This is a genomic window from Hephaestia mangrovi (assembly GCF_019880555.1).
GTDB classification, from domain to species: domain Bacteria; phylum Pseudomonadota; class Alphaproteobacteria; order Sphingomonadales; family Sphingomonadaceae; genus Sphingomonas; species Sphingomonas mangrovi.
The window spans coordinates 293623-319405 of record NZ_JAINVU010000002.1 but is presented as its reverse complement, the minus strand read 5'-3'; the positions used below and the strand labels follow the sequence as shown (position 1 = coordinate 319405).

At 64.2% G+C, this 25783-nt stretch carries 24 protein-coding genes and 1 tRNA gene; 10 read left to right on the top strand and 15 right to left on the bottom strand.

Annotated elements, in window-relative coordinates; genetic code table 11:
• Positions 1–396 precede the first annotated feature (396 nt).
• Positions 397–1182 (bottom strand): EF-hand domain-containing protein, encoded by a 786-nt coding sequence (locus tag K7G81_RS05500; protein WP_223029740.1) that lies wholly within the window; start codon positions 1180–1182, stop codon positions 397–399.
• A 149-nt stretch (positions 1183–1331) separates the two neighbouring features.
• Here K7G81_RS05500 and uvrA point away from each other — a divergent pair, with 149 nt between their 5' ends.
• A complete protein-coding gene (gene uvrA, locus K7G81_RS05495) occupies positions 1332–4247 on the top strand; it encodes an excinuclease ABC subunit UvrA (RefSeq protein WP_223029739.1) in 2916 nt (971 codons plus the stop codon).
• Between the two features lie 49 nt (positions 4248–4296).
• Here the strand turns inward: uvrA and K7G81_RS05490 are convergent, their stop codons facing one another.
• The gene (locus K7G81_RS05490; protein WP_223029738.1) at positions 4297–5010 is read right to left on the bottom strand and encodes a cyclodeaminase/cyclohydrolase family protein; all 714 of its coding nucleotides are present in this window, start codon (positions 5008–5010) and stop codon (positions 4297–4299) included.
• Between the two features lie 87 nt (positions 5011–5097).
• Here K7G81_RS05490 and K7G81_RS05485 point away from each other — a divergent pair, with 87 nt between their 5' ends.
• Positions 5098–6117 carry a P63C domain-containing protein gene (locus K7G81_RS05485; RefSeq protein ID WP_223029737.1) on the top strand — a complete coding sequence of 340 codons (1020 nt, stop codon included), beginning with the start codon at positions 5098–5100 and terminating at the stop codon, positions 6115–6117.
• Between the two features lie 34 nt (positions 6118–6151).
• Here K7G81_RS05485 and K7G81_RS17985 read toward each other — a convergent pair whose 3' ends face one another.
• From K7G81_RS17985 to K7G81_RS05465, 4 genes are all read right to left on the bottom strand, one after another.
• The gene (locus K7G81_RS17985) at positions 6152–6466 is read right to left on the bottom strand and encodes a hypothetical protein (protein ID WP_223029736.1); all 315 of its coding nucleotides are present in this window, start codon (positions 6464–6466) and stop codon (positions 6152–6154) included.
• An 82-nt stretch (positions 6467–6548) separates the two neighbouring features.
• On the bottom strand, positions 6549–6830 hold the full coding sequence (locus K7G81_RS05475) for a type II toxin-antitoxin system Phd/YefM family antitoxin (RefSeq protein WP_223029735.1): 282 nt from the start codon (positions 6828–6830) through the stop codon (positions 6549–6551).
• Between the two features lie 372 nt (positions 6831–7202).
• Entirely contained in the window at positions 7203–7820 is a 618-nt protein-coding gene (locus tag K7G81_RS05470) for a hypothetical protein (RefSeq protein ID WP_223029734.1), read from the bottom strand.
• Entirely contained in the window at positions 7820–8236 is a 417-nt protein-coding gene (locus K7G81_RS05465; protein WP_223029733.1) for an OsmC family protein, read from the bottom strand. Before K7G81_RS05465 ends, K7G81_RS05470 begins: the two co-directional genes overlap by 1 nt.
• A 179-nt stretch (positions 8237–8415) precedes the next feature.
• On the opposite strand from K7G81_RS05465, the gene K7G81_RS05460 reads away from it, so the two are divergent.
• The 3 genes from K7G81_RS05460 (at position 8416) to K7G81_RS05450 (ending at position 9217) form a co-directional block, all read left to right on the top strand.
• A complete protein-coding gene (locus K7G81_RS05460) occupies positions 8416–8628 on the top strand; it encodes a cold-shock protein (RefSeq protein ID WP_223029732.1) in 213 nt (70 codons plus the stop codon).
• A gap of 63 nt (positions 8629–8691) precedes the next feature.
• Positions 8692–8907: a hypothetical protein gene (locus K7G81_RS05455; RefSeq protein WP_223029731.1), complete on the top strand. Its 216-nt coding sequence runs from the start codon at positions 8692–8694 to the stop codon at positions 8905–8907.
• Between the two features lie 130 nt (positions 8908–9037).
• A complete protein-coding gene (locus tag K7G81_RS05450; protein ID WP_223029730.1) occupies positions 9038–9217 on the top strand; it encodes a hypothetical protein in 180 nt (59 codons plus the stop codon).
• A gap of 128 nt (positions 9218–9345) precedes the next feature.
• On the opposite strand, the gene trxB is transcribed toward K7G81_RS05450, so the two are convergent.
• Positions 9346–10329 (bottom strand): thioredoxin-disulfide reductase, encoded by a 984-nt coding sequence (gene trxB / locus K7G81_RS05445; protein ID WP_223029729.1) that lies wholly within the window; start codon positions 10327–10329, stop codon positions 9346–9348.
• A 151-nt stretch (positions 10330–10480) separates the two neighbouring features.
• Here trxB and K7G81_RS05440 point away from each other — a divergent pair, with 151 nt between their 5' ends.
• Together K7G81_RS05440 and mobA are read left to right on the top strand one after the other, a co-directional pair.
• On the top strand, positions 10481–12772 hold the full coding sequence (locus K7G81_RS05440; RefSeq protein ID WP_223029728.1) for an FdhF/YdeP family oxidoreductase: 2292 nt from the start codon (positions 10481–10483) through the stop codon (positions 12770–12772).
• Positions 12679–13284 carry a molybdenum cofactor guanylyltransferase gene (mobA, locus tag K7G81_RS05435; RefSeq protein WP_369412039.1) on the top strand — a complete coding sequence of 202 codons (606 nt, stop codon included), beginning with the start codon at positions 12679–12681 and terminating at the stop codon, positions 13282–13284. Before K7G81_RS05440 ends, mobA begins: the two co-directional genes overlap by 94 nt.
• A gap of 2 nt (positions 13285–13286) precedes the next feature.
• Here mobA and K7G81_RS05430 read toward each other — a convergent pair whose 3' ends face one another.
• Together K7G81_RS05430 and K7G81_RS05425 are read right to left on the bottom strand one after the other, a co-directional pair.
• Positions 13287–14684, bottom strand: a complete 1398-nt coding sequence (locus K7G81_RS05430) for an RNB domain-containing ribonuclease (protein ID WP_223029727.1) — start codon at positions 14682–14684, stop codon at positions 13287–13289.
• A 58-nt stretch (positions 14685–14742) separates the two neighbouring features.
• Entirely contained in the window at positions 14743–16359 is a 1617-nt protein-coding gene (locus K7G81_RS05425; RefSeq protein WP_223029726.1) for an FAD-dependent oxidoreductase, read from the bottom strand.
• A 224-nt stretch (positions 16360–16583) separates the two neighbouring features.
• Between K7G81_RS05425 and K7G81_RS05420 the strand changes: the two genes are divergently transcribed.
• Both K7G81_RS05420 and K7G81_RS05415 read left to right on the top strand, forming a co-directional pair.
• The gene (locus K7G81_RS05420; protein ID WP_223029725.1) at positions 16584–16970 is read left to right on the top strand and encodes a hypothetical protein; all 387 of its coding nucleotides are present in this window, start codon (positions 16584–16586) and stop codon (positions 16968–16970) included.
• 140 nt (positions 16971–17110) lie between these two features.
• Positions 17111–18862: a carbamoyltransferase family protein gene (locus K7G81_RS05415; protein ID WP_223029724.1), complete on the top strand. Its 1752-nt coding sequence runs from the start codon at positions 17111–17113 to the stop codon at positions 18860–18862.
• A 26-nt stretch (positions 18863–18888) separates the two neighbouring features.
• On the opposite strand, the gene K7G81_RS05410 is transcribed toward K7G81_RS05415, so the two are convergent.
• From K7G81_RS05410 to K7G81_RS05385, 6 genes are all read right to left on the bottom strand, one after another.
• Positions 18889–19551, bottom strand: a complete 663-nt coding sequence (locus tag K7G81_RS05410) for a response regulator (RefSeq protein ID WP_223029723.1) — start codon at positions 19549–19551, stop codon at positions 18889–18891.
• Entirely contained in the window at positions 19526–21214 is a 1689-nt protein-coding gene (locus K7G81_RS05405; protein ID WP_223029722.1) for a sensor histidine kinase, read from the bottom strand. The genes K7G81_RS05410 and K7G81_RS05405 overlap by 26 nt, the downstream gene beginning before the upstream one ends.
• A gap of 165 nt (positions 21215–21379) precedes the next feature.
• A tRNA-Met gene (locus K7G81_RS05400) sits at positions 21380–21456 on the bottom strand.
• A 45-nt stretch (positions 21457–21501) separates the two neighbouring features.
• Complete coding sequence (locus K7G81_RS05395; RefSeq protein WP_223029721.1) at positions 21502–22011, bottom strand: 2'-5' RNA ligase family protein; 510 nt, start codon at positions 22009–22011, stop codon at positions 21502–21504.
• The gene (locus K7G81_RS05390) at positions 22008–23906 is read right to left on the bottom strand and encodes a potassium transporter Kup (RefSeq protein WP_369412052.1); all 1899 of its coding nucleotides are present in this window, start codon (positions 23904–23906) and stop codon (positions 22008–22010) included. The genes K7G81_RS05395 and K7G81_RS05390 overlap by 4 nt, the downstream gene beginning before the upstream one ends.
• Before the next feature lie 163 nt (positions 23907–24069).
• Positions 24070–24546, bottom strand: a complete 477-nt coding sequence (locus tag K7G81_RS05385) for an Lrp/AsnC family transcriptional regulator (RefSeq protein WP_223029719.1) — start codon at positions 24544–24546, stop codon at positions 24070–24072.
• Between the two features lie 130 nt (positions 24547–24676).
• Between K7G81_RS05385 and ald the strand changes: the two genes are divergently transcribed.
• Positions 24677–25780, top strand: coding sequence for an alanine dehydrogenase (ald, locus tag K7G81_RS05380; protein WP_223029718.1), 1104 nt, complete (start codon positions 24677–24679; stop codon positions 25778–25780).
• Positions 25781–25783: the final 3 nt, after the last annotated feature.

Below are 25783 nucleotides of genomic sequence, written 5' to 3'. Positions count from 1 at the left end.
CCCTGCTTGTTTTCCAATACCCTATCACCCGCCCTCGGCATGGCAACGCTCTTTGAAGCGGGCGCACGCGAGGTAGCGAATTGGTACGCTGGCATCGTGAGCCGGCCGGATCGGACAGATCAAGGCTCTCCCTCGACACGCGCTGGGCGGAGACGGCGCGCTGCTATTCACCCGAATCTGACGGTCCCCTCGAAAGCATCGTCATGCTGAACGTGTTTCAGCATCCATGGAGCGACTGCAGCCGGCGCGCTTGACGGTCAGGAGGGCCACTGCCCCCGAAACGAGTTCGCCGATGACGATCCTCATACGGCGAAGACCGATTCCACCATATTATATCGAAACGCTATCGACCTGCGATCGCTCGTTCCTCGAGACGGTATGGGCAGGCCGCCCTCGTCACATCCCCCCGCCGTCATCCGCGTCCGGCGCCGGCGGCGGTGCGTCAGCGCCCGGGCCGCCGCCGGCCCGGCCACGCCAGCCGCCTCGCTCGCCACCCAGTTTGGCCGCGCGCAGTTCCTCCTGGGACAGCGCGCCGTCATGGTCGGTGTCGATCGCGTCGAACCGGGCGTTTTCGTAAGCAAGCAACTCGTCGAGCGAGACGCCGGCATCGTAATTGGTATTGGCCTTGGCGATCACCACGCCGTCGACCGGCCCGATGATGCGGCGAATGATGCCGTCCTCACCCTTGTCGTGGCCTGGCAGGTTGACCGCGTCGGCGATCGCGATGCCGGCGTTGACGCCAAGCCCAGTGCCTTCCGCCACGGCATCGCCCTGCCCGCGCTGCCACGCGAGGAATTCGTCGGGTTCGATCAGCTTGTCATGGTTGGTGTCGATCCGCACAAACCGGTCGCGGATCGCCTGGTCGCGTTGCGCGGCGCGCACCGCGTTCACCTCCTCCATCGTCACCAGATTGTCGTGCCTGGTGTCCAGATCGCGGTAGATCGCGGTCACCACGTCATCGAAATGCGCGCGCTTGATCGGCTTGAAGCTGGGCCCGTGCCGCGCATCATCGCCGCCCATGAGGTGGCCGCCGCCGCGGGGACCGTGCCGGCCCATCCCGCCCATCTGGCCCACGCCTCCCATCTGGCCCATGCCGCCATCCTGGCCCATCCCCGTCACCTGGCTGAGCGCAGGAGCCGCCAGCCCGAGCATCACCGCGCCAACCATCCATTTCTGCATCATGCCGGCCTCCCCGATTGCGTCGGTTGGCTGCCCCAGCAGAGGTGAATGGCGGATGACTGGCGATGCACGGTCGCAACCCTCGCAACGCCCGCGCGTCGTTCCTATCTGCCCCCTAGCCCCCCGTTCAGAACAAAGCTAGAACTCCACGCATGGCCCTTACCCAGATCACCGTCCGCGGCGCGCGCGAGCATAATCTCAAGCATGTCGATATCGATATCCCGCGCGACACGCTCACCGTCATCACCGGCCTGTCCGGCTCGGGCAAGTCGAGCCTCGCGTTCGACACCATCTATGCCGAGGGTCAGCGCCGCTACGTCGAATCGCTGTCGGCCTATGCGCGCCAGTTCCTCGAGATGATGCAGAAACCCGATGTCGATCACATCGAGGGCCTGTCGCCCGCCATCTCGATCGAGCAGAAGACCACCAGCCGCAACCCGCGCTCGACGGTCGCCACCGTCACCGAGATCTACGATTATATGCGCCTGCTGTGGGCGCGCGTCGGCATCCCCTACTCGCCCGCCACCGGCCTGCCGATCAGCGCGCAGACCGTCAGCCAGATGGTCGACCGCGTGATGGCGCTGCCCGAGGGCACGCGGCTTTATCTGCTCGCGCCGGTGGTGCGCGGCCGCAAGGGCGAATACCGCAAGGAACTCGCCGAATGGCAGAAAGCCGGCTTCACCCGCGTCCGCATCGACGGCGAGCTGTACGAGATCGAGGAAGCCCCCGCGCTCGACAAGAAATACAAGCACGACATCGAAGTGGTCGTCGATCGCATCGCCGTGAACCCCGACATCGCCACGCGCCTGGCGGACAGCTTCGAAACCGCGCTCAAGCTCGCCGACGGCCTCGCCTTTGTCGACCTCGCCGACGGCCCCGTCCCCGGCCGCGAGTCCGACACGGACGCGGGCGGCGCGATGAAAGGCGCCGGCGTCCCCGACAACCGCATCGTCTTCTCCGAACGCTTCGCCTGCCCCGTCTCGGGCTTCACCATCGCCGAGATCGAACCCCGCCTGTTCTCCTTCAACGCCCCGCAAGGCGCCTGCCCCGCCTGCGACGGCCTCGGCGAGAAGATGCTGTTCGACGAGGACCTCGTCGTCCCCAACCACGATCTGTCGATCAAGAAGGGCGCGGTCGTCCCCTGGGCCAAGTCCAACCCGCCGAGCCCCTATTACATGCAGGTCCTGGGCTCCCTCGCCCGCGAGTTCGACTTCAGCCTCGAAACCCCGTGGAAGGACCTCCCCGAGGAAGTCCAGCGCATCATCCTCCACGGCACCCGCGGAAAGCCCGTCACGCTCCGCTTCGTCGACGGCCGCAAGTCCTACGACGTCCGCAAGCCCTTCGAAGGCGTCATCGGCAACCTCAACCGCCGCCTGCTCCAGACCGAATCCGCCTGGATGCGCGAGGAGCTCTCCAAATATCAGGCCGCCCAACCCTGCGAGGTCTGCCACGGCGCCCGCCTCAAGCCCGAGGCGCTGGCGGTCAAGGTCGCGATGCGCGACATCTCCAGCGTCACCCGCCTCTCGGTGGTCGACGCGCTCGCCTTCTTCGCCCACCTCCCCGCCGACCTCTCGCCCCAGCAGAACGAGATCGCCCGCGCCATCCTCAAGGAGATCGACGAGCGGCTCGGCTTCCTCAACAATGTCGGCCTCGATTACCTCAACCTCGATCGCACCTCGGGCACGCTCTCCGGCGGCGAGAGCCAGCGCATCCGGCTCGCGTCGCAGATCGGCAGCGGCCTGTCAGGCGTGCTCTACGTCCTCGACGAGCCCTCGATCGGCCTCCACCAGCGCGACAACGACATGCTGCTCGCCACCCTCAAGCGGCTGCGCGATCTCGGCAACACCGTGCTCGTCGTCGAGCATGACGAGGACGCGATCCGCGCCGCCGATTACGTCATCGACATGGGGCCGGGCGCCGGCGTCCATGGCGGCGAGGTCGTCGCCCACGGCACGCTCAAGCAGCTCCTCAAATCGAAGAACAGCATCACCGCCGACTATCTCAACGGCACCCGCGAAGTCCCCTTGCCCACCAAGCGCCGCAAGGGCTCGGGCAAGCACCTCACCATCCACAACGCCACCGCCAACAACCTGCAAAACGTCACCGCGAAAATCCCGCTCGGCACCTTCACCTGCATCACCGGCGTGTCGGGCTCGGGCAAGTCGTCGCTCACCATCGACACGCTCTACGCCGCCGCCGCGCGGCAACTGAACGGCGCCCGCGTCCTCGCCGGCCGGCACGAGAAGATCACCGGCCTCCAGCATCTCGACAAGGTGATCGACATCGACCAGTCGCCGATCGGCCGCACCCCGCGCTCCAACCCGGCGACCTATACCGGCGCCTTCACCAACATCCGCGACTGGTTCGCCGGCCTCCCCGAGGCGCAGGCGCGCGGCTACAAGCCCGGGCGCTTCTCGTTCAACGTCAAGGGCGGCCGCTGCGAGGCGTGCCAGGGCGACGGCGTGCTCAAGATCGAGATGCACTTCCTCCCCGACGTCTACGTCACCTGCGACGTCTGCCACGGCGCGCGCTACAATCGCGAGACGCTGGAGGTGAAGTTCAAGGGCCGCTCGATCGCCGACGTGCTCGACATGACGGTCGAGGACGCCGCCGAGTTCTTCAAGGCCGTGCCCCCGATCCGCGACAAGATGGCGATGCTGGTCGAGGTCGGCCTCGGCTACGTCAAGGTCGGCCAGCAGGCGACGACGCTGTCGGGCGGCGAGGCGCAGCGCGTCAAGCTCGCCAAGGAACTCAGCAGGCGGGCCACCGGCAACACGCTCTACATTCTCGACGAGCCGACCACCGGCCTGCATTTCGAGGACGTGCGCAAGCTGCTCGAAGTGCTCCACGCGCTGGTCGAGCAGGGCAATACGGTGGTGGTGATCGAGCATAACCTCGACGTCATCAAGACCGCCGACTGGATCATCGACCTCGGGCCGGAGGGCGGCGTCAAGGGCGGAGAGATTGTCGCGGAAGGCACCCCGGAAGCCGTCGCCAGCGAACCGCGCTCGTTCACCGGCAAATACCTCTCGCCGCTTTTGACGCGCCCCGCTGAAGCGGCTGAATGACAAGCTATTCTTAACTTCAGAAGGTTGTCGTCCGCACTGGATTCTACGATCACAAAAATGATGATTGCGCAGACCGAACGTCGGCTGGGGCCAATCGAGCAATTCTCGCGAGAGCTTCAGCTTGCTTGTTAAGAATCATGTCCTGCAATCGGTCCACTGTAGCGCGTTGATCGGTCGCCCATTGCCCTTCCGAAAAGGACTCGAGGTTCAGCTTTAAAATGAACAGGCCCGACATCGCTCCCGCGATTGCGACGCTTATTGCAGAGCCGGAGTCACCACGTACGCGATCTGGACCAGAATCAAACGCGATAATTCCGTAGTCGACCAACTGGCTGCAAATCCTCACTATTTCAGAAATTATGTCAGTCGCCTGCCGTAAGAGCCGAAGTGCGCGCTCGCGCAGCCGACGTTTGGCCGCCGAGTCCGATTCCAAATCGCGCGCCTGCCGCACCAAAATAACCTCATCAAACTTTTCCGCGTCTTCTTGGAACAGCGTTTTGAGCCGCGGCACGAGGACATCTTCGAGTTGTTTTAGGAGGTAAGCGAACTGCGCTGCGTCGCCGTGATCTCGTCGGATGGAAATTTTATATACTGTAGCGCTGAGTTTGGCCGACAGCAGGGCCATTAACGCCGCAGCGCTTCCCGACCCTGGTGAATGACGCCCAGCGCCAAACTCATCGAGGAGCTCATCCGTAGGTAGCGCAATAAGCGCCCGATTCTTTGGCAATGGAACAACGGCCGAAGCCATATCGTCCTCCAGCAAGCATTCTCCACGAGTCGTGGACTTTATGCTTGCTTGCGCTGCCGATAGCAAGCATAAAGGCCCGCGACTCTAGCAAGCAGACGCACCATGCCAAGAACCCCACAAAGTCTCGGAGGCGATGCACGCGCGATCCGATTGTCGAGTGAAGAGCGCCGCCGGATCGCGCAGGAGGCCGCAAAGGCGAGATGGCAGCGCGCTCGGACCCAGACGAGGATTCCGACCGCCCGAAACGGTGGGAGCCTTCGCATAGGGGAGGTCGAGATTGAGGCTTATGTGCTGGATAACGGCCAGCGAGTGATCAGTAAGAAGGGAATTGCGCGCGGTCTCAACCTAAAATCGCAGGGCGGCAACGCCTTCATGCGAACGATGTCGCGGAAAGGCATCCAGTCAGCGCTCTCGCCCGAACTCATCGAGAAGATTGAGAGGCCGCTTTCGTTCTATGGGATGAGAGGAGAACTAGCCGATGGTTATGAGGCGGAAACACTGATAGAAGTCTGCGACGCTATTATCGAAGCCAAGAATAGTAAAAATTTATCTCCCTCTCAGTTCTTTCTGGCGCGCCAAGCAGAAATAATTTTTCGATCAGCAGCAAAACTAGGAATTATTGCGTTAGTCGATGAGGCAACGGGATATGTCGATAAGACGAGGGATGAGTATCGGAAACTCTTTGATGGCTTCATTAGAGCTGAGTTTCGCCAATGGGAAAAAGAGTTTCCCGATAAGTTCTTTGATATGATTTACCGTCTTTACGGCCTTAGACGTCAACAGCCTGATAGCACGAAGCATCCCCAATTTTTCGGACATTTCATCAGGAGGTACATTTATTACCCGTTAGCTAACAGCAACGGGGCAATTTTAGATAATCTCGAACAACATAATCCGGTAGTGTATGATTCTGGAGGAAGAAAAAGAAAATTCTTTCAGTACCTCTCTGATGAGATAGGCGTTCCTGCGTTTAGACAACATCTTTGGCAGGTTGTCGGCATCGGGGAGTCGGTAAACGATCGGCAACAATTCGACCGATCATTTTATCGAGCATTTCCCGAGGCAATTCCAAAAAAAGATGTAGATCAACTCGACTTTTACGATATTTTGAACACGCGATAAAATATTACGGTCACAGTTTACTAAATGTACCAAATCACGTTGATCTTGGCGTAATCCGCGGCCCGGCTCGGCGATACAGCTCGCGCACCTTGCGCAGCAGATTGCCCGGCACCTTGCCGTAGTACGGCGACAGGTCGCCCGTCCGCCGCACCGGCCGCAGGTCCGGCCCCGGCCAGAGGAAGCTGTTGACCTCGCTCGCGACGATCCAGCATCGCGCGTCGCCCAATCCGAGATGCGCCCGCACCGCCGCCGGCATTTCCACCACCGCATCGCCGGCGCGCGGCGGCTGCGTCGTCACCGGCGCGACGATGACCTGAGTGCCATCCTTGCCCTCGCGAGCCGACAGCACGACGACGACCGGCCGTTCCTTGCTCCCCTCGTCGCGTCCCTGGTCCGCCTCGCGCGCCCAGAGATAGACGTAGGACAGAACGTCAGTCGGTTGCGGGATCGTCCAAGAGGTGGTTGAGCCGCTCGGCCTCTTCGGGGATGGGGGCGTTGAGGATGGCGTCGAGCGTTTCGTCATCAAGGTCCTCGGTGCGGATCACCTGCCGGTCCCGACGCTTCAGCCGCTCATATTCCTTCAGCGACAGCATCACCACGCGCGTCGTGCCGTGCCGCTGAATTCCCACCGGCCGCTGCATCGCCTCGTCGGTGTAGAAGCCGAAACGGTTGGCGACATCCTTCGCCGAGACTTCGAATAGAGGTTCTGACATGGGGGAACTCTGCTGTCTAGGTGAAATAGCTATAAGCCGTATTATAACTAATAGCAATATTGCTCAAGCCAAATATTCGGACTTAGAGGGCGCTTAGAGGGCGGGCCCGGCCAATCCGGCTATCCCCCTAGGCAACGCCCTTCGATAGGGTTCTTAGTGGCCTCTAAATCGGTAACTGCGCTTGGCCCGTCACGGGAGAGCGGCAGGTCGATCATGCCCCCGGCATGATCTGCGCAATGCGGGGCATTGCGCACCTGCCGCTCCCGTGACGTCGAACGGGCTGGCTGCGCCACCCGCCGGCCGGGCGCGCCGGCGCCTGCGCGCCGCGCTCGATTTAGCTGTCGCTAAATCATCGGTGCGCGCGCGTCCGCGCTACCCCAACACCACCGCCATCGCCACCGATCCCGCCAGCTCCAGCACGATCAGCGTCGTCAGCAACGCCGCGTTCAACCGCCGCCGCCGCACGAAGATCAGCGCGATGTTCAGCGCCAGCGCGCCATACACCCCGGTCAGCGCCACCGTCACCGTCAGCGGATCGTCGGATAGCTCGGGCGCCGTCCCCGCCGGCGGCGCATAATGCGCGCCGATCACCGCGCCGATCACCGTCAGGATCAACAGCCCGGTCAGGATGAAGCGGTTGTGCTGGTCGTAATAAGCGTCGAAATCGGCCCATTCGTCCAGCTCCTCGGGCCATACCAGCGACGCCAGCAGGTAATGGCCGCCGACCACCAGCGTCATCACCACCAGCGCGACGTAATTGAACGGCAATTGGTCGCGCACCCGGAACATGATCGTCCAGCAGCTCAGCTGCGCCAGCAGGATAAACACCGCCAGCAGCGGCACCAGCCAGCCCACCCGCACCTCGCGCTCATGGCCCGCCCGCGCCCGCGCGTGCAGCTTCAGCACCTTGGCGAAGCCGCCCAGCACCTCCGCCATCGCCAGGCCGAGCAGCAGCGAAAACAGCCCGAACAGGAAATCGATCGCCCCCATCACGCCCCCCGTGCCGTCGCCAGATCGACGCTCATCCCGCGCCGCAGCGTGTTGGCGATCGTGCAGCCCGCCTCGGCCCGCGCGATCACCGCCGCCGGGTCGCCGCCGCTCGCCAGCGCCACGTCCGCCGTCATCACCGCCGCCGTCGCTACCAGCGGCTCGCCGTCCAGATCCACCGTCACCGAAATCGCCAACCGCTCGATCGCCTCGCCCAGCGCGTCGGCGGCATAATGCAGATCGTTGGCGAAGCACCCGCCCAGCGCCAGCCCCAGCAGCTCCGCGCCGTTGAAGCCGATCCCCGTGCCGCCCGCGCGCCCCGCCGGCCGGTCGACCACCACCGATGCGCCGCCGCTCCCACGCCCCAGCGTCGCGCCCATCCCCGCGACGCTGCCCAGCCTCACCGTCACCTGTCCCATCGCCCCGCTCCCGCCACCGGCTTACAATCCGTCCGACGATACGCTATATAGCGTCCCGCTACAGTCGCATATCGACGGTCTTCGGCGCTTTGCGGCACCCTCTTCCTTCTTTCCCTGCTGCCGCGGCACCGGCGCGCGCCGGCAGTCGGCGCGCCCGCCAGACAAGAAGGACTATCCACATGGCCACCACCGGCACCGTCAAATTCTTCAATGCCGACAAGGGCTACGGCTTCATCGCTCCGGATGGCGGCGGCAACGATGCCTTCGTCCACATCACCGCAGTCGAGCGCGCCGGCATGCAGACCCTCACCCAGGATCAGCGCGTCCAGTACGATCTCGAAGAGGATCGCCGCGGCAAGATGAGCGCGGTCAACCTCCAGGCGGCCGACTGATCCCGATCGTCACGGCGGCGCCATGCCCGGCGCCGCCGCTTCCCTCCCCCGAAGGAGATCGGCATGACCAGCGATCCCGTCTTCTACCGCGCCCGCGCCGCCGCCGAACACGCCGCGGCGGAAGCCGCCACGCTCGACAATGTCCGCGATCGCGCCCAGCGCGCCGAGGCCGCCTGGACACGGATGGCCGAGCGCGCCGAACACACTCTGTCACAACGCGAAACCCGCGAAGCGGCCGCTGCCGCTGCGCGCCTCGCCGCGTCGGACGAGCTGGCCTAACCTGAGGCAAGGACTCGATGGCTCCGGCCGTGCTACCCCATAACCATCGTCGGCAGTCTGACCACAAGTAAGCGCCGACGACTGAGAGGCTACCCGCACTCCCGCTTACGCGAAAAATGGGAGGCATTTCATGGATATCACCTATCTGCGCCATCGGCTCGACGTGGCGCGCGCCAGCGCCGCTAATGCCGACAGCGAACCCGCGCGCCGCGCCCATGCCGAGCTCGCCAGTCTCTACGCCAGCCGCCTCGCCGCGGCCGAAGCCGAGGCCGGCCATGCCCAGGCGCCGACGCTCAAGATCGTCGCCTGACGCGCAACCTCATCCGCGCCGCATTTTTAACTTTCCTACAGCCCCCTTCTTGGCATAAGTGAACAATCCCTTTTTGTTCTCATTGCCAAGAGGGATATCACTGCCCGCGATCACCGCAGGCCGTGCGGTCAGCCCGCCGCCGCGACCGCCTCGCTGATGGCGTCGCCGGCGAACTCGGCCGCCGCCAGGAAACGCTCGGCATCCAGCGCGGCCATGCAGCCGGTGCCCGCCGCGGTCACCGCCTGGCGGTAAACCTTGTCCATCACGTCGCCGCACGCGAACACGCCCGGAACGGATGTACGCGTCGACCCCGTCTCCACCTTGATATAGCCGTCGCTGTCCAGCTCCAGGTGCCCGCGGAACAGCTCGGTCGCCGGATGGTGCCCGATCGCGACGAACCCGCCCTCGACATCGAGCCGCGAGATATCGCCCGTCACCGTGTCCTTGAGGTCGATCGCCACCAGTCCTTCGGGAGAACCGCCGCCGATGAACCCGCTGACTTCCTTGTTCCACAGCACCTTGACGTTGGGATGCGCGAACAGCCGCTCCTGCAGGATCTTCTCCGCCCGCAGCGAATCGCGGCGGTGGATCAGCGTCACGTCGTCCGAATGATTGGTCAGATACAATGCTTCCTCGACCGCGGTGTTGCCGCCGCCGATCACCGCCACCTTCTTGCCGCGATAGAAGAACCCGTCGCATGTCGCACAAGCGGAGACGCCCTTGCCCTTCATCGCCTCCTCGCTGTCGATCCCCAGCCACTTGGCCTGCGCGCCGGTGGCGATGACGAGCACCTCGCCCTCGTACACGTCGCCCCCATCGCCGGTCATCCGGAACGGCCGGCCGGTCAGGTCGACGTCGACGATCGTGTCATAGATCAATGTGGTCCCCACATGCTCCGCCTGCTTCTGCATCTGCTCCATCAGCCACGGCCCCTGGATCACGTCGGCGAAACCGGGATAATTCTCCACGTCGGTCGTCGTCATCAGCTGCCCGCCGGGCTGGATGCCCTGGACGAGGATCGGTTTCATCCCCGCCCGTGCCCCGTAAATCGCTGCCGAAAGCCCCGCCGGCCCCGAACCGAGGATCAGCATGCGCGTCGAGTGAGTGGTCATTCGTCAATCCCGTTTGAAAATCGTCCCGCATCTACGGGGCAAGAGAGGTCGCTGGCAACATGGTGATCCACCCTCGCCCGCCAAATGCGAGAAATGCTTTGCCGATGCATCGATTGCCTTGCACCATCGTTGATCCCCTCGGGAGAAGACCATGAGCGACGACCGCGAAATCGATACCAGACCCTATCAAGGCCCGGCGGGCGGATGGGGGTCGATGAAATCGCTCGCCGAAATCAATGCACGGGAAAAAGTCCCCCCGGTCGAAACGCTGCGCGAGCTTTCCCGTCAGAACAAGCCCGAAGGCTTCATGTGCGTCAGTTGCGCCTGGGGCAAACCGGCCAAGCCGCACCTCGCCGAATTCTGCGAGAACGGCGCCAAGGCCACCGCCTGGGAATTGACCAGTTTCCGGGTCACCCCGGATTTCTTCCAGCAGCATACCGTCTCCGAACTGCTCACCTGGAAGGATTTCGATCTCGAACAGGCCGGCCGCCTCACGCACCCGCTCAAATACGACGCGGCGACCGACAAATATGTCGCGGTGAGCTGGGCCGAGGCGTTCGCCGACATCGGCGCGCACCTCAAGACCTACGATCCGACCAAGGTGATCTTCTACGCCTCCGGCCGCGCCAGCCTCGAGACGTCGTACATGTATTCGCTGTACGCCCGGATGTACGGCAGCCAGAACCTGCCCGACAGCTCGAACATGTGCCACGAAACGACCTCGGTCGGCCTCAAGTCGGCGATCGGCTCGCCGGTCGGCACGATCCATCTCGAAGATTACGAGACGTGCGACGCGATATTTTTCTTCGGCCAGAACACCGGGTCGAACAGCCCGCGCTTCCTCCATCCGCTCAAGGCCTGCGCCGATCGCGGGGTCGAGATCATCACCTTCAATCCGTTGAAGGAGCGCGGGCTCGAACGCTTCACCGATCCGCAGAACCCGATCCAGATGGCCACTGGAAAATCGACCCAGATCTCGACCCAATATCACCAGGTCAAGACCGGCGGCGACATCGCCGCGATCATGGGCATGTGCAAATATACGATCGAACTCGACGATGCGGCGCGCGCCAAGGGCGAGCCCGCGGTGCTCGATCACGCGTTTCTCGCCGAGCATACCCATGGTTTCGAGGCCTTCGCCGAGCGCGCGCGCAACACCTCCTGGGACGATATCGAGCGCGAAAGCGGGCTTTCCGTCAAGGCAATCACCGATGCCGCCAAGGTCTATTGCCGGTCCGAACGCGTCATCGCCGTCTACGGCATGGGGCTGACTCAGCACCGCCACGGCATCGACAATGTCCATATGCTGGTCAATTTGATGCTGCTGCGCGGCAATATCGGCAAGCCGGGTGCGGGCATGGGGCCGGTGCGCGGCCATTCGAACGTGCAGGGCCAGCGCACTGTCGGCATTACCGAAAAGCCCGAACTGGCGCCGCTCGATCTGCTCAAGAAACTCTATGATTTTGAGCCGCCGCGCGAAAAGGGCTGGGATACGGTGGAGGCCTGCGAGGCGGTGCTCGATGGCAGCGCGCAGGCGTTCATCGGGCTCGGCGGCAATTTCACCCGTGCGATCCCCGATCAGGCGCGGATCGAACCCTTGTGGCGCCAGCTCGATCTCACCGTCAGCATCGCGACCAAGCTCAACCGCTCGCACCTGCTGCCGGGCAAGACCTGTTACCTGCTCCCCTGCCTCGGACGGATCGAAACCGACATGCAGGCATCGGGCCCGCAGGCGGTGACGATCGAGGATTCGTTCAGCAATATCTATGGCTCGCGCGGCAAGGCGACGCCGGCCAGCGAGCATCTGCTTTCCGAACCGATGATCGTCGCCGAAATGGCCAAGGCGACGCTTGCCCCCAATCCCAAGGTCAATTGGGATGCGTGGGTGGCGGATTACGCCAATGTCCGCGATGCGATCGAGGCGACCTATCCCGACATGTTCAAGGATTTCAATCAGCGGCTATGGACGCCCGGCGGGTTCTGGAAAGGCAACGCCGCCGCGCACCGCCAATGGAAGACCGAAAGCGGCCGGGCCGAATTCAATTGCCCGGCCGGGCTCAACGCCACCGGTTTCGACGAAAAGGCCGGCCGCTACCGGCTCATGACGCTGCGGTCGAACGATCAGTTCAACACCACGATCTACGGCTATCACGATCGGTTTCGCGGGATCAAAGGCACGCGCGACGTGGTGTTGATGAACGCGGCGGACATTGCCGGCGCGGGCCTCGCCGAGGGTGATACCGTGTCGCTGCTCGGCGATTCGGGAGACAATATCGAACGCCGCGTCGATGGCCTGCGTGTTGTCCGCTACGACGTACCCGAAGGCTGCATCGGCGCTTATTATCCGGAGTGCAACGACCTCATCCCGGTTGCCCACCACGCCCTGGAAAGCCATGTACCGGCGGGCAAATCGGTGCCCGTCAGGCTGGAGAAGGCAAGCTGATTCTCGGTGCCGTCATCGCCGGAGGCCAATCACGACGGTTCGGCAGCGACAAGGCCGAGGCGCTGCTCGACGGCGCCCCGCTGGTCGAGCACGCCGCGCGCCAGCTTCGGCCTTATGTCGGCGCGATCGTGCTCGTCGGCCGCGATCGTCCCGGCTGGCTGTGCCTCCACGACCGACCCCGCGCCGGGCTCGGCCCGCTCGGCGGTATCGCCGCCGCCACGCATTATGCGGCAACGCATGGTCATGATCTGGTCCTCACCATCGGCTGCGACATGCCGCGCATACCGGCCAAGCTCATCGAGACGCTGGTCGAACGCCAGCCCGCCTATTGCGCGTCGGCCCCGATCCTCGGCTGCTGGCCCGCCTCGTTGGCGGCCGCGCTCGACCGGCATGTCGAACATGATCCGAAGCGATCGATCCGGGGCTGGGCCGATCGGATCGGTGCATCCCCGGTCGATACCCCCGCCCCGCTCACCAACGTCAATACGCCCGCCGATCTCGCCAGATTATGACGTCAATGTCCGATCTGGCCAACCGGCACGAACCGCGTCGTCCGCTTGTCGACATCGACCGCGACCAACTGAACATTGACCTGCTCGCCCGGAATCAGCCCCGCCGAGTTGATCCGCACGATCACCGGGACATCGTCGAGCTGCACGTGCCCGCTGCCATCGTCGCCGTCGACCACTGTAGCGCCGAACACCTCCCCCTCGCGCCCCGCGAGCAACACCGCCTCCGCCAGGTCGATCACGGCATGCTCGATCTGCGAGGACCGGCCATCGGCGCGCGCCATCACCTTGGGCAGTTTTTCGAATGCGGCAACGACCCCCTCCGGCACGGGCCGTCCGTTGGCGACGGCGAGCGCCGCCTGGATGACATAGCGATCGGCAAGCCGCCGCAGCGGCGCGGTCGCCTGCGCGTAAGTCGCCGCCATTGCCGCGTGCCACGGCGTCGTCCCGGCCCTGTACGGCGCATAGGAAGCGCCATTGCCGGCACGCCGGATCGCCAACATCATCGCGGCGGATCGCGGCTCGTTCGCGTCGAGCGTGCGCGAAAATTGCTCGAGCGTCTCCTCGCGAGGCCAGTCGAGCGCGTAGCAGCGCGCGGTATGCCGCAACCGCTCGACAGCTCGCGGATCGGGCGGCGCCATCACCCGGAACAACCCGGTGTGATGCGCCCGCAGGGCAGTGGCGACGGCGAGGTTGGTCGCAAGCGACAGGCCGGCATTATCGTCTTCGGCCATGGATCGCGGGCGGAACGCGAGCCGCAACCGGCCGTCGTCACCGTGCACCATTTCCTGCTCGGGCGGATCGACACGCGCGGCACCGCGCGCGTCCTCGGCCGCGCCGATCCGTCGCGCCAGCTCGTCGAAGCCTGCTGGCAAATCCTCTCGTTTCACCGTTTCATACGCCAGCTTCGCCGCCGACCGGATCAGCGCCCGTTCAGCGCCGTCTAGCGTGGCCTTGCCATCGGGTGCGACGCGCACCGCGAAAACGACTGCCGGCCGGTCGCCATCCGGCAGCAGGCTCGCCGCGCCTTCGCTCAACAGCGGCGGATACAGGGTCGCCTTGCCGTCGGGCAGATAGATCGTTTCGCCCCGTCGCCACGCCTCGGCATCGATCGGATCGTCATCGGCGACGAACCACGCGACATCAGCGATGGCATAGCGCAACACCAGGTCCGTCCCCGCCTGCTCGATCGCAAACGCCTGGTCGAGGTCGGTCGAGCTTGCCGGATCGAGCGTGACGAAGCGCGTCGCCGTGCGATCGACATGATCGCGCAGCGGGCGCGACGCTGCCTCTTTCGCGGCGGCAATCACGTCCGGCGGAAAGTTGTCAGGCACCTGGAAATCGGATCGGATCGAGGCAAGGCCCGCGGCAAGCGCGCGGTCGGGATCAACGAGTGTCTTCATCCCGCCTTCATGCGCCAGCGGACAACAGAAGGACAAGGCGGTCCAATGTCATAATCAATCACTTGCCGTTGATGTGCTCCCACACTTTGGAGATGACGACCGATCCTTCGCCGACCGACGAAGCGACGCGCTTCACCGATCCCGCTCGCACGTCGCCCACGGCGAATATCCCCGGCTGCGACGTGGCGTATGGCGATCCGCCGCCGACGGCATCGCCGGTCAGCACGAAGCCCTTGTCGTCGAGCGCGACCAGCCCGGACAGCCACCCGGTATTGGGCGCCGCACCGACCATGACGAACACCGCGCAGGTGGCAAGCTTGCGTTCGGACTGGTCTCGCGAATCGCGGATAGTGACGGCTTCGAGCTTGTCGGTGCCGTGCAACGCCACAACCTCGGTGCCATATTCCACGGTGATCGCCCGATCGGCCGCGAGACGGCTGGAGAGATAGCTCGACATCGATGCAGCAAGTGACGCGCCACGCACCATCACGCGGACGTGGCTCGACGACCGGCACAGAAACATCGCCGCTTGGCCGGCCGAATTGCCGCCGCCGATGACGATCGTATCGGCGCCCCGGCAAAAGCGCGCCTCGTTCTCGGTGGCTGCGTAATAGACGCCGGCGCCCTCGAAATCGGCGAGCCGGTCGATCGGAAGGCGGCGATACTGGACACCGGTCGCAACCACGACCGCGCCGACGCGGACGCGTTGCCCGTTGTCGAACGTGGCGCAGAATTGGCGGCCCTCCAGCCGTTCCAGCTTCACCACACGGCGCGGCACGACGAAGCGCGTGCCGAATTTCATCGCCTGAACCTCGCCGCGCCAGACGAGATCGGCGCCCGAAATCCCGGTGGGGAAACCCATATAATTCTCGATCCGGCTCGACGTGCCCGCCTGGCCGCCGATGGCGATCTCGTCGACGACCAGCGCGCTCAGCCCCTCGGCGCCGGCATAAACGCCCGCCGCGACGCCTGCCGGACCACCGCCGACGATCAGGACATCGAACGGCTCGTCCTCGGCGAGGTCGCGATTGACCCCGAACAAACGGGCCACCTTTTCGGGCGTGGGATCGGAAACGACCTCGTCGCGCCCGAAGATGACGGCCGGCTTCCCCGCTTCGATGGCGCAGCTCTCCGCGATCCGCGCGGCTTCGGGGCTTCCGATATCGTAAGAACTATAGGGCAAGCGGCTGCGACTGGCGAACTCGGCGATGCGCCGGATCCGGCGGTCCTCCTCGCCGATCAGCACCAACATGCCGTCACCGGCATCGAGCTGACGCCGCCGCCGCGCCGCGAGCACGGTAATGATGATATCGGACATTTCCGGGATTTCGGACATCAGCCGCAGCATCGCCGTGCGCGGGACGGCGATTGCCCGCGTATCGCGAACAGCGCGCATTGGCATCGTCCAGCTGCCGCCATAGAGGAACGATATCTCGCTCATGAACTGGGTCGGCCCGAGCGTCGACGGCACATGACGTTCGCCGGTGAACGGGTTCATCACCTCGATCTCGCCGTCCTCTACATAGACGAAGTGATCGACCGGATCGCCGGGTCGCACGATGACGGCGCCTGCCGGATAATGAACGAGCTGCCCCGCTTCACGCAGCGCATCGACATGCGAAGATGCCAGAGGCACGCGCTGCATCTCGCGAAGATCCCGACCGATTGTTTCCATTGAAAGCCCCGTCCTGCCAGCGCGAATCATGCTCCGTGCGGCCTCGTCAGGAACCTAGATGGCGGGGATTTTCGGGACGATCCAAGAAAATCGTTGCGTGTCGGGTTGCGGCTCGATCGCCAGCGCGGCGGTCACGAAAAACAATATCCGACCCGGTTATACGCCTTCTGCCCCTAATGCGATCCTCCCGCATCGAGGATAGAATCGCGACAGGAGACGCTGCCATGACCAGCACGTTCGCGATACTCGACATTCACCGGCAGGCCGATGGCCGCTTGCCCGAAGAAATGATCCGTCTTGCGTACAAGGCAAGCAGACGTGTGCGTATCGCCCTATTGCTCGACGACGTTTCGCCGGCCGAGGTCGATCGTCTGCTGGATCCGCTGGTCGCGCGTTGCCGGCTCGATATACCCGGCCTGATCTACCTGGAGCGCAGCCACGCGCCGCACGAAACGCCGCGCGAACTCGACGTCCAGCTCGATTTTGCCGAGCCGCACAATGAATCGGGGTTGATTGTCCATCGCCGCGCTGCGCCAGGCTCCGCGTCGGCAGTCGCCGTGCTCGCCAGGCTGGCACGCGCGACGCGGCGCGAGGAAGCGGCCGCATCCTGATCCGGCCGCTCCGCCAGATGTGCCCATCCCACGGCGCAAAATGGTTAGGCCGGCCCTCCCCCGTGGGAAGTATATCGCCGATAAATGGTCGCCCCTCGGCCCGCCGGATAAGCTGACCCCATCAAGGCAGGGAGGCAGCGATGGCCGATCATTTTGTGGGGATTTTCGAAGGCGGGTACGATCCGGCGGTCGGCATCGTCAGCAACGGCAAGCTGCTGGCCTATGCCGAAGAAGAACGGTTCATCAGAAACAAGCATGCCAACGGCTGGTACCCGGCGCGGTCGCTGCGCTTTTGCCTCGATCAGGCGGGTATCGGGCCAGGCGACGTTTCCGCGCTGGCGATCAACTGGGATGTGCCGTCCTACACCAACGGCGCGATGCGCGACTTCTTCCAGCAGATGCGCCGCGAATGGCCGGTCGACCAGCAGACGATCAACTGGCAGAACGGCGTGCTGCGCCACTTCAGCGAAGAGAGCGTCAAGGCACGCCACGCCACTGCCTGGCGCCGGGCGTTCGGCGCGCAGGAAATGCCGCCGATCTGGCCGATCCCGCACCATTATGTCCACGCGATGCACGCCTTTCTGCAATCGCCGTTCGACGACGCGATCTGCCTGACGGTGGACGGTTCGGGCGATCAGTTCTGCACGGTCGTCTGGCATGGCCAGGATGACGCGGTGCGCCCTCTCTATGAAGTGGCGATGCCGCATTCACTCGGCTGGTTCTATGCCGCTGCGACCGAATATCTCGGCTTCGAGGCCTATGACGGCGAATACAAGGTGATGGGTCTTGCAGCCTATGGCCACCCCAATCCCGAGATCAAGCGCGCGGTCGATCACCTGCTGTTCGCAGCCGAGGACGGGATCGGCTACCGGCTCGATCCGGCGTTGATCCATTATGGCCGCCACAATTGGTCGAGCCGGTTCACTGATGCCTTTGCCGAACTGTTCGGCCGTGCCCCGCGCGCGGCCAGCGAACCGCTCGCCGAGTGGCATTTCGATTTCGCCTACGCAATCCAAGAAGCGCTGGAGACGGCAACGCAGCGCCTCGTGCGCTGGGCGCAGGGCGAAACCGGGGCGAGCGCGCTGGTCATCGGCGGCGGCGTCGGCCTCAACGTCAAAATGAACAGCAAATTGTTCGAGATGGAGGGCATCTCGCGCATTTTCCCGCATCCGCTGTGCAGCGACAGCGGCGCTGCCGCCGGTGCCGCTCTGGTCGCGTGCTGGCAGCAGACCGGCATCCGCCCGGAACCGCTCGTCACGCTTGCGCTCGGCAACGCAGAAAGCGACGACGATATCGAAACGGTGCTCAAGCGCTGCGGCGTCGCCTATGCGCGCTCGAACGACATCGCGCGGTCGGTCGCCGTCGAGCTTGCCGAAGGGCGCGTGGTGGGCTGGTTCCAGGGCCGCATGGAGGCGGGGCCGCGCGCGCTCGGCCAGCGGAGCATCCTCGCCGACCCGCGCCACGTCAGCGCGCGCGACAGGGTCAACAACGTCATCAAATATCGCGAGCCCTGGCGCCCGTTCTGCCCGTCGATGACCGCTGAGGCCGCCGATCGCTATCTCGAACGGTGGGACGACGCGCCGTTCATGGTCGTCGCTTTCCGCGCCAAGCCCGAGCTGGGCGAAGACGCGCCGGCGATCGTCCATGTCGACGGCACGGTGCGCGTGCAGATGGTGCATGAAACCGCCAACCCGCTATTCCACAGCCTGCTCAAGCGGTTCGAGCAAATTACCGGCGTGCCGGTGCTGCTCAACACCTCGTTCAACGTGAAGGGCGAGCCGATCGTGTGCACCGCAACCGACGCGCTCAGAACGTTCTTCGGCACCGGGATGGACAGTCTGGCGCTCGGCAATTTCCTGATCCGCAAATCGGTCTTGCCCGAGGCCGCATAAGGATGATCCGATAAGCCGGACGGCGGTCAGCCGATCGCGATCGCCGACCCCGAGCCGGCGCGCTCCGTGCCGACGCAGAAGGCGAGCTGCGACCGGCTCTCGAGCTTGAGCTTGCCGAAGATGTTGTGGAGATGGATCTTCACCGTCCCCTCGGAAATGCCGCACTGATCGGCGATTTCGCGGTTTGAGAGGCCTCTCGCCACGCCCTGGGCGATCTCGCGTTCGCGCGCCGTCAGCGCGGCACTGGCCCGGCGATAGCGTTCCATGGTTGTGGCGAGTGCGTGGCCGACCAACTGTCTCGGCAACCAGCGCTCGCCGCGCAGCACGGCGGACAGGCACTCGACGAGTTCCTCAGGCACCGATTCCTTGAGCAGGATGCCGGCGACGCCCAATGTCACCGCCTGTACGATCTCCGCCTCGCCGATCGAAGCGGTGAGAAACACGATCCTGGTGCCGAAAAAGTCGCCCGGCGTGCGCGCCAGCGTACGCAGGATTTGCAATCCGCCGGGCGGCGGCATCGCAAGATCGAGCAACGCGATGTCCGGCTGCAAGCGTTTGATCGCGGCGATCGCCTCCGCACCATTCGCCGCCGTCGCGACGACGCGAAGATCGGTATCGCGCTCGATCAGCACCTTCATCGGCTCGAGCAGAATCCGGTGATCGTCAGCCAGCGTGATGGTGGGCATCATTCACGCCGCCAATCGGCAGGACAGAGGAGATCGTATAGCCATCGGGCGCATGGAAGCAGCTCACCGTTCCGCCGAGCTGGCGCACGCGCGCATCGAGCGAGCGCGGCGATTTCACCAATCGCGGCCCGGGATGTTGCGCCGTTCCGCCGTCATCCTTGAACGATACCATCAGCGCTCCGCAATCCTCGCGGACCTCGACCGTGACAGTGTTGGCGTTGCCGTGCCGCACCGCGTTCGACACCGCTTCAGAAAGCATCAGGCAGATTTCGGCCATCAAGTCCTCCGGCACGAGCAGGGCCGGCGGCGACACATGGATCTGGATCCGGCATTTCCATTGCCGCTCGAGAACCGCGCGCACGGTGAGAAGGCCATGGCGCAAGGACTGGTTGGTCTCCAGTTCCGACGGCCTCGACGTCTCGACGAAGCGCCGGATCGCGCGCTGTTGCTGGCGCAGGATCGCCGACGCCGTTTCGATCGCGCCATCCGGGTTGAGCGGCGCCGATGTCGACGCCACCTTGAGGTGTAGCGCCGCGGCGGCGAGGTCTTGCAGAACGCCGTCATGCAGATCGCGCGCGACGGCCGATCGCTCCATCAGCATAGCGGCATCGGCCTGCTCCTGCGTATTGGCGATCTGATCGAGCTGCTCGCTCACTCGTGCCGTCACCAAGGCCATCAGCGGCCCGATTTCCTCGGTCGCGGCGGGATCAAGAATGACCACCGCGCCAGCCTGATAACGGCTGTGGAACCGTTCGACCGCAGCGAACCGCCAATCGGAGATAGGCGCCTCTTCGGTATCGATCGTGAAATGATCGATCAGCGCATGAATCGGCGCACTTTGCGCGCCGCGCCTCTCGATCAGTGCCAATTGCCGTTCCGGCAACAGCCGCGCGGCGAAAAAATCGGGCGATATACGGTTGAGGGCCCGCCAGTCATGCGCACTGCACAGGATCGCCTTGCCATACCGCGCGGCCGCATCGCGCCAGGCGATCACGACCGCCGTCGATTCGAGAACCTCCAGCGCGCAGGACAGCGACGCCGCGAGCGTGGAATCGCCCCCGGTCGGCGGCGCCGCAGGCTGCCAGCTGGCGAGCTTGGCCATCTTCGTGCGCATCGTTTCGCGATACGTTGCAAAATAGCCGAGCATCGCGGCCGTCACCCACGTGTAGCAGGATCGGATAATGAGGATGTTGAGTTCGGAATCACCGTCCTCGATGTCGGACCATCCGACCGCCAGCAGAACCAGCTGCAGCGCCGCGGCGGTCAACAACACGCCCCTCATCTTCCACAAAAGCGCGGACGACATGATGGTGAAGGTGAAGAAGATGAAGAATGGGCTGTCGAGTTCTTCGCTGAAATAGGCGAGCAGCCCCAGCACGGCGAGATCGATGCCGTGAAGCAGCCGCAACGCGCCTTCGCCCAACCGATCCGTGAGGGCCAAGAAGATTGCACCAAGCGATGCAACGAGATAGCTCGCGAGGATTACCGCGATCATGTCGAGATCGTGCGCCGGCCTGGTTGGATCGAGCCAGACCGCGACCGCGGCGAAGGAGGCCGTCGTGAACCGTCCGAAACTGATCAGCTGGCGCGGATTGCGAATCGCGCGCGCCCAGTTGTTGGGGCCGAGGAAAGGGTGTGTGGCCAAATGGCGACGGGGTCGTTTCATCACTCCTGCCCTGGCGACCTGCGCGACTGCTCCCGGACAATCGGGCTAGCACGGGCACGGGTAGCGCTCGCGCGATCAAATTGGGTAGGCGACGGCTTTTTTGGGCGACACGCCGCCCCGCAGGGCGAAAACGCGCCCGCCGGATTTTCATGAAAGGCCTACGAATGGTAGCGGAGGAGGGACTTGAACCCCCGACACGCGGATTATGATTCCGCTGCTCTAACCAGCTGAGCTACTCCGCCACGCTGTCCGTGAGGCGCGGGCTATAGAAAGGCCTTCCTGCCCGGTCAAGCGAACATATGGCGCGATAGCGGTTCCCATAGCCCTCCGCGATACCACCAGCTCGCGAGCCCGGCGATCTTCATCGGGTGCGGCCTGAAATCGGCTTGCAATTCACGCAGCAACGCCGCCGCATCGGGCGGCACCACCTTGTTCTGAATCGTGATGTGCGGACGCCATGCGGCGAGATCCTGCGGCACCAGCAGGCCGGCAAACGCCTCGGCCAACCGCGAACGGATCGCCACCAGTCCGGACGCCTCGATCCGATAGGCAACACCGCGACCAAGCGAGATCACCGACGATACGCGCGCATCCGGGGGGCGGATGCCGCGGGTTTCCTCGATCAGCCTGTGCTTCAATTCGGGAGCGATCGATGGCGGCAGGTGATGGAACAGCGTAAGATGCGCATCGAGATGATTGAGCTGCGCCGGAAACCAGCGGCGGCGCAGCGCATCGAAATGGGCCTGGTCCTCGGAACCGAGCAGCGCGGTGACGATGATCGGCGCCGGCGCGCTCAAATCTCGACCTGGCTGCCCAGTTCGACGACACGGTTGGTGGGCAGCTTGAAGAATTCCATCGCGCTTTCCGCGTTGCGCAGCATCCACGCGAACAGTTTCTCGCGCCACAGCATCATGCCGGGTTTTTCGGCCGGAAGCAGCGTCTGGCGGGCGAGGAAGAAGCTGGTATCCATCATCCGGAAATCGGTGCCGCAATCATGCACGCTGGAAAGCGCCGCCGGCACGTCCGGATCCTGCATGAAGCCGTAGCGGATGATAATGCGGTGGAAGCCCTGGCCGAGATCGTCGTGACGCACGCGATCCGCTTCGGTGATGAACGGCTCGTCGGCGATCTTCACGGTCAGCAGGATAACGCGCTCGTGCAGCACCTTGTTGTGTTTCAGATTATGCAGCAGCGCGTGCGGTACGCCCTCCGGGCTCGACGTCATGAACACTGCGGTGCCCGGCACGCGCGAGGCCGAATTGGCAGCCGACTGGACGAACACCTTGATCGGCATCGAGGCTTCGCGCAGCCTGCTCATCATCAGCTGGCGCCCCTTGGCCCAGGTCGTCAGTACCGCAAAGACGATGAACCCGACCAGCAACGGCACCCAGCCGCCCGATGGCACCTTGGTCATGTTGGCGGCGAAATAGGCGCCGTCGACGAGGAAGAACAAGGCAAGCAGCGGGATCGCGTAGAGCGGCTTCCAGTTCCACAACCGGAACAGAACGACACCCAGCAGGCAGGTGTCGATCGTCATCGCTCCCGTCACCGCGATGCCATAAGCGGACGTAAGGTTCGACGAGGTCTGGAAGAACAGCACCAGCAGGATGACCATCGTCATCAGCAGCCAGTTGACCAGCGGAATGTAAATCTGCCCGGCGGTCGAGGCGCTGGTATGCTCGATCCGCAGGCGCGGCATGAAGCCGAGCTGGATCGCCTGTTGCGTCACCGAAAAGGCGCCCGAGATCACCGCCTGGCTCGCAATGATCGCCGCTGCCGTCGCCAACAGCACCAGCGGCAGCTGCAGGAAATCCGGGGCCAGCATGTAGAACGGGCTTTCCAGCGCGTGTGCGCCATCGCGGAACAGCAAGGCGCCCTGCCCCATATAGTTGAGCATCAGCGCGGGCAGCACGAAACACAACCACGAGAAACGGATCGGATTGCGCCCGAAATGCCCCATGTCGGCGTAAAGCGCTTCGGCGCCGGTCACCGCCAGCACCACCGATCCCATCGCCAGAAAGGCATGGAGCGGCCCCGCGGCGAAGAAGGCTAAAGCGTAGGTCGGGGAAAAGGCCCAGAGGATGCCGGGCGTCTTGGCGATGCTGATCAGCCCGAGCGTGCCGATCACCACGAAATAAAAGATCATGACCGGGCCGAAGAACAGCCCGACCTTGCTGGTGCCGCCGCGCTGGATCGCGAACAGGAAAACGAGGATGACGACCGCAAGCGGCAGCACGAGCCCGCCGAACGCGGGCGCCGCGACCGACAGGCCCTCGATTGCGCCGAGCACCGAGACCGCCGGCGTGATCATCGAATCGCCGTAAAACAGCGCGGTGGCGAAGACGCCAAGCAGGATGATCCCGCTCGTCCAGCGCAGATTCTTGACCTTGCCCGAGATCAGCGCCAGCAGCGCCAGGCTGCCGCCCTCGCCCTTGTTGTCGGCGCGCATGATGATCGAGACGTATTTGAGCGTCACGACGATCATCATCGACCAGAACATCAGGCTGACGACGCCCATGATGTGCAGCGTATCGAGCGGCAGCGTATGCTCGCCGGCGAAGGTTTCGCGGAAGGCATAGAGCGGGCTGGTACCGATGTCGCCGAACACCACGCCGACGGCGCCAACGGCGAGCTTGGCGAAACCCTCCTGGTGCCCATGCGCGCCATGGCCAGCCGACTCGGGCGGACGCACGTCAGCGTCGCCCGCTTGATCGTTCGTGTTGGTCACTGAAAGATGCTTCGTGCTCGTTCGAACGCCGGCTGAGCCCTGAACGGCCCCTGTATCACGCCCCTCGTCATAGCGATCGCGCCTCTAGCATGGCCGATGATGCACCGCAACGTAACGCGAGGAGAGGTCATTTCGCTCCGCCGAACAATGCGTCGGCTTCTCCGCGGGTGGGCACCGCGCGTAGTACGAAACTGCTCGAAATCGTGATGACTCCGGGCAATCTGCCGAGATGTTCGCGATGGAGCCGCTCGTAATCGTCGAGATCGCGGCAAACGATCTTGAGGCGATAATCCTGCGCTCCCGAAACCAGCGCGCATTCGACGACGCCGTCGATGCCGGCCACCGCCGATTCGAACTGGGCGAGATCTTCCTCGACCTGCGTGCCGAGCGTAATGTCGACCAGCGCGGTAACGTGAAAGCCGAGCCGCTTGTGCCCCAGCCGCGCACCATAGCCTTCGATCAATCCCGCCGCTTCCAGCGCCTGAATACGCCGCGTGCAGGCCGATTGCGACAAGCCTACCTCGGACGCGATCCGACTCACCGAGGCCCGCGCGTCGGCGGCAAGGCGTTGGAGTATGCCCGAGTCGATCCGATCTGTCTGCATGATTGTTCGGTCTAGTCGGCAATAGGCCAAACGTCCATGCAGCAAATAGTCCCATCAACGCACACTTTGCACGGATTCGCGGCTGACAATCGGATATATTGGCAAGCATCAGATTATTGGGAGAGCCTCCATGCGCATCGGTGTGCCGAAGGAAATCAAGAACCACGAATATCGCGTTGGCCTGACCCCGTCGTCGGTCGCCGAGCTGGTCGCCGCCGGCCATGAAGTGATCGTCGAAACCAAGGCTGGCTCGGGAATCGATTTCGACGATCAGGATTATGTCGATGTCGGCGCGCGGATCGTCCCCGATGCCCGGACGGTGTTCGCGCAAGCCGACATGATCGTGAAAGTCAAGGAGCCTCAGGCGAGCGAGATCGCGATGCTCGAGCCGCGCCACCTGCTCTTCACTTATCTCCATCTCGCGGCGGACCGTCCCCAGACCGAGGGGCTGATCAAATCGGGCGCGACCTGCATCGCTTACGAAACGGTGACCGCCAACGACGGCTCGCTGCCGCTGCTCAAGCCGATGTCCGAAGTCGCCGGCCGCATGTCGATCCAGGTCGGCGCGCATTATCTCGAGAAGGAACAGGGCGGCCGTGGCGTGCTGCTCGGTGGCGTGCCCGGTGTCGCGCCGGCGCGCGTCGCGATCCTCGGCGGCGGCGTCGCCGGGGTCAATGCGGCGCAGATGGCGGTCGGCATGCGCGCCGACGTCACCATCTATGACATCTCCAACCGCCGGCTTGCCGAACTCGACATGTTCTTCAGTTCGCAGATCAAGACCGCTTATGCCTCCAAGGCCGCGATCGAGGCCGCGGTGGCCAAGGCGCATCTCGTCATCGGGGCGGTGCTGGTGCCCGGCGCGGCGGCGCCGAAGCTCGTCACCCGCGAGATGCTCAAGACGATGAAGCGCGGTTCGGTGCTCGTCGATATCGCGATCGATCAGGGCGGCTGCTTCGAAACCAGCCATGCGACGACCCATGACGATCCCGTCTACGAGATCGACGGCGTCACGCATTATTGCGTCGCCAACATGCCGGGCGCGGTTGCGCGCACCTCGGCGTTCGCCCTAAACAACGCAACGCTGCCCTTCGCCCTCAAACTTGCCAACCTCGGTGCCGAGGCGGCGATGCGCGCCGACAAGCATTTGGCGGCCGGCCTCAACGTCTCCGACGGCAAGATTCGCCACCAGGCCGTCGCCGAGGCATTCGACATGCCGTTCGAAGCGTGGTCGTAACGA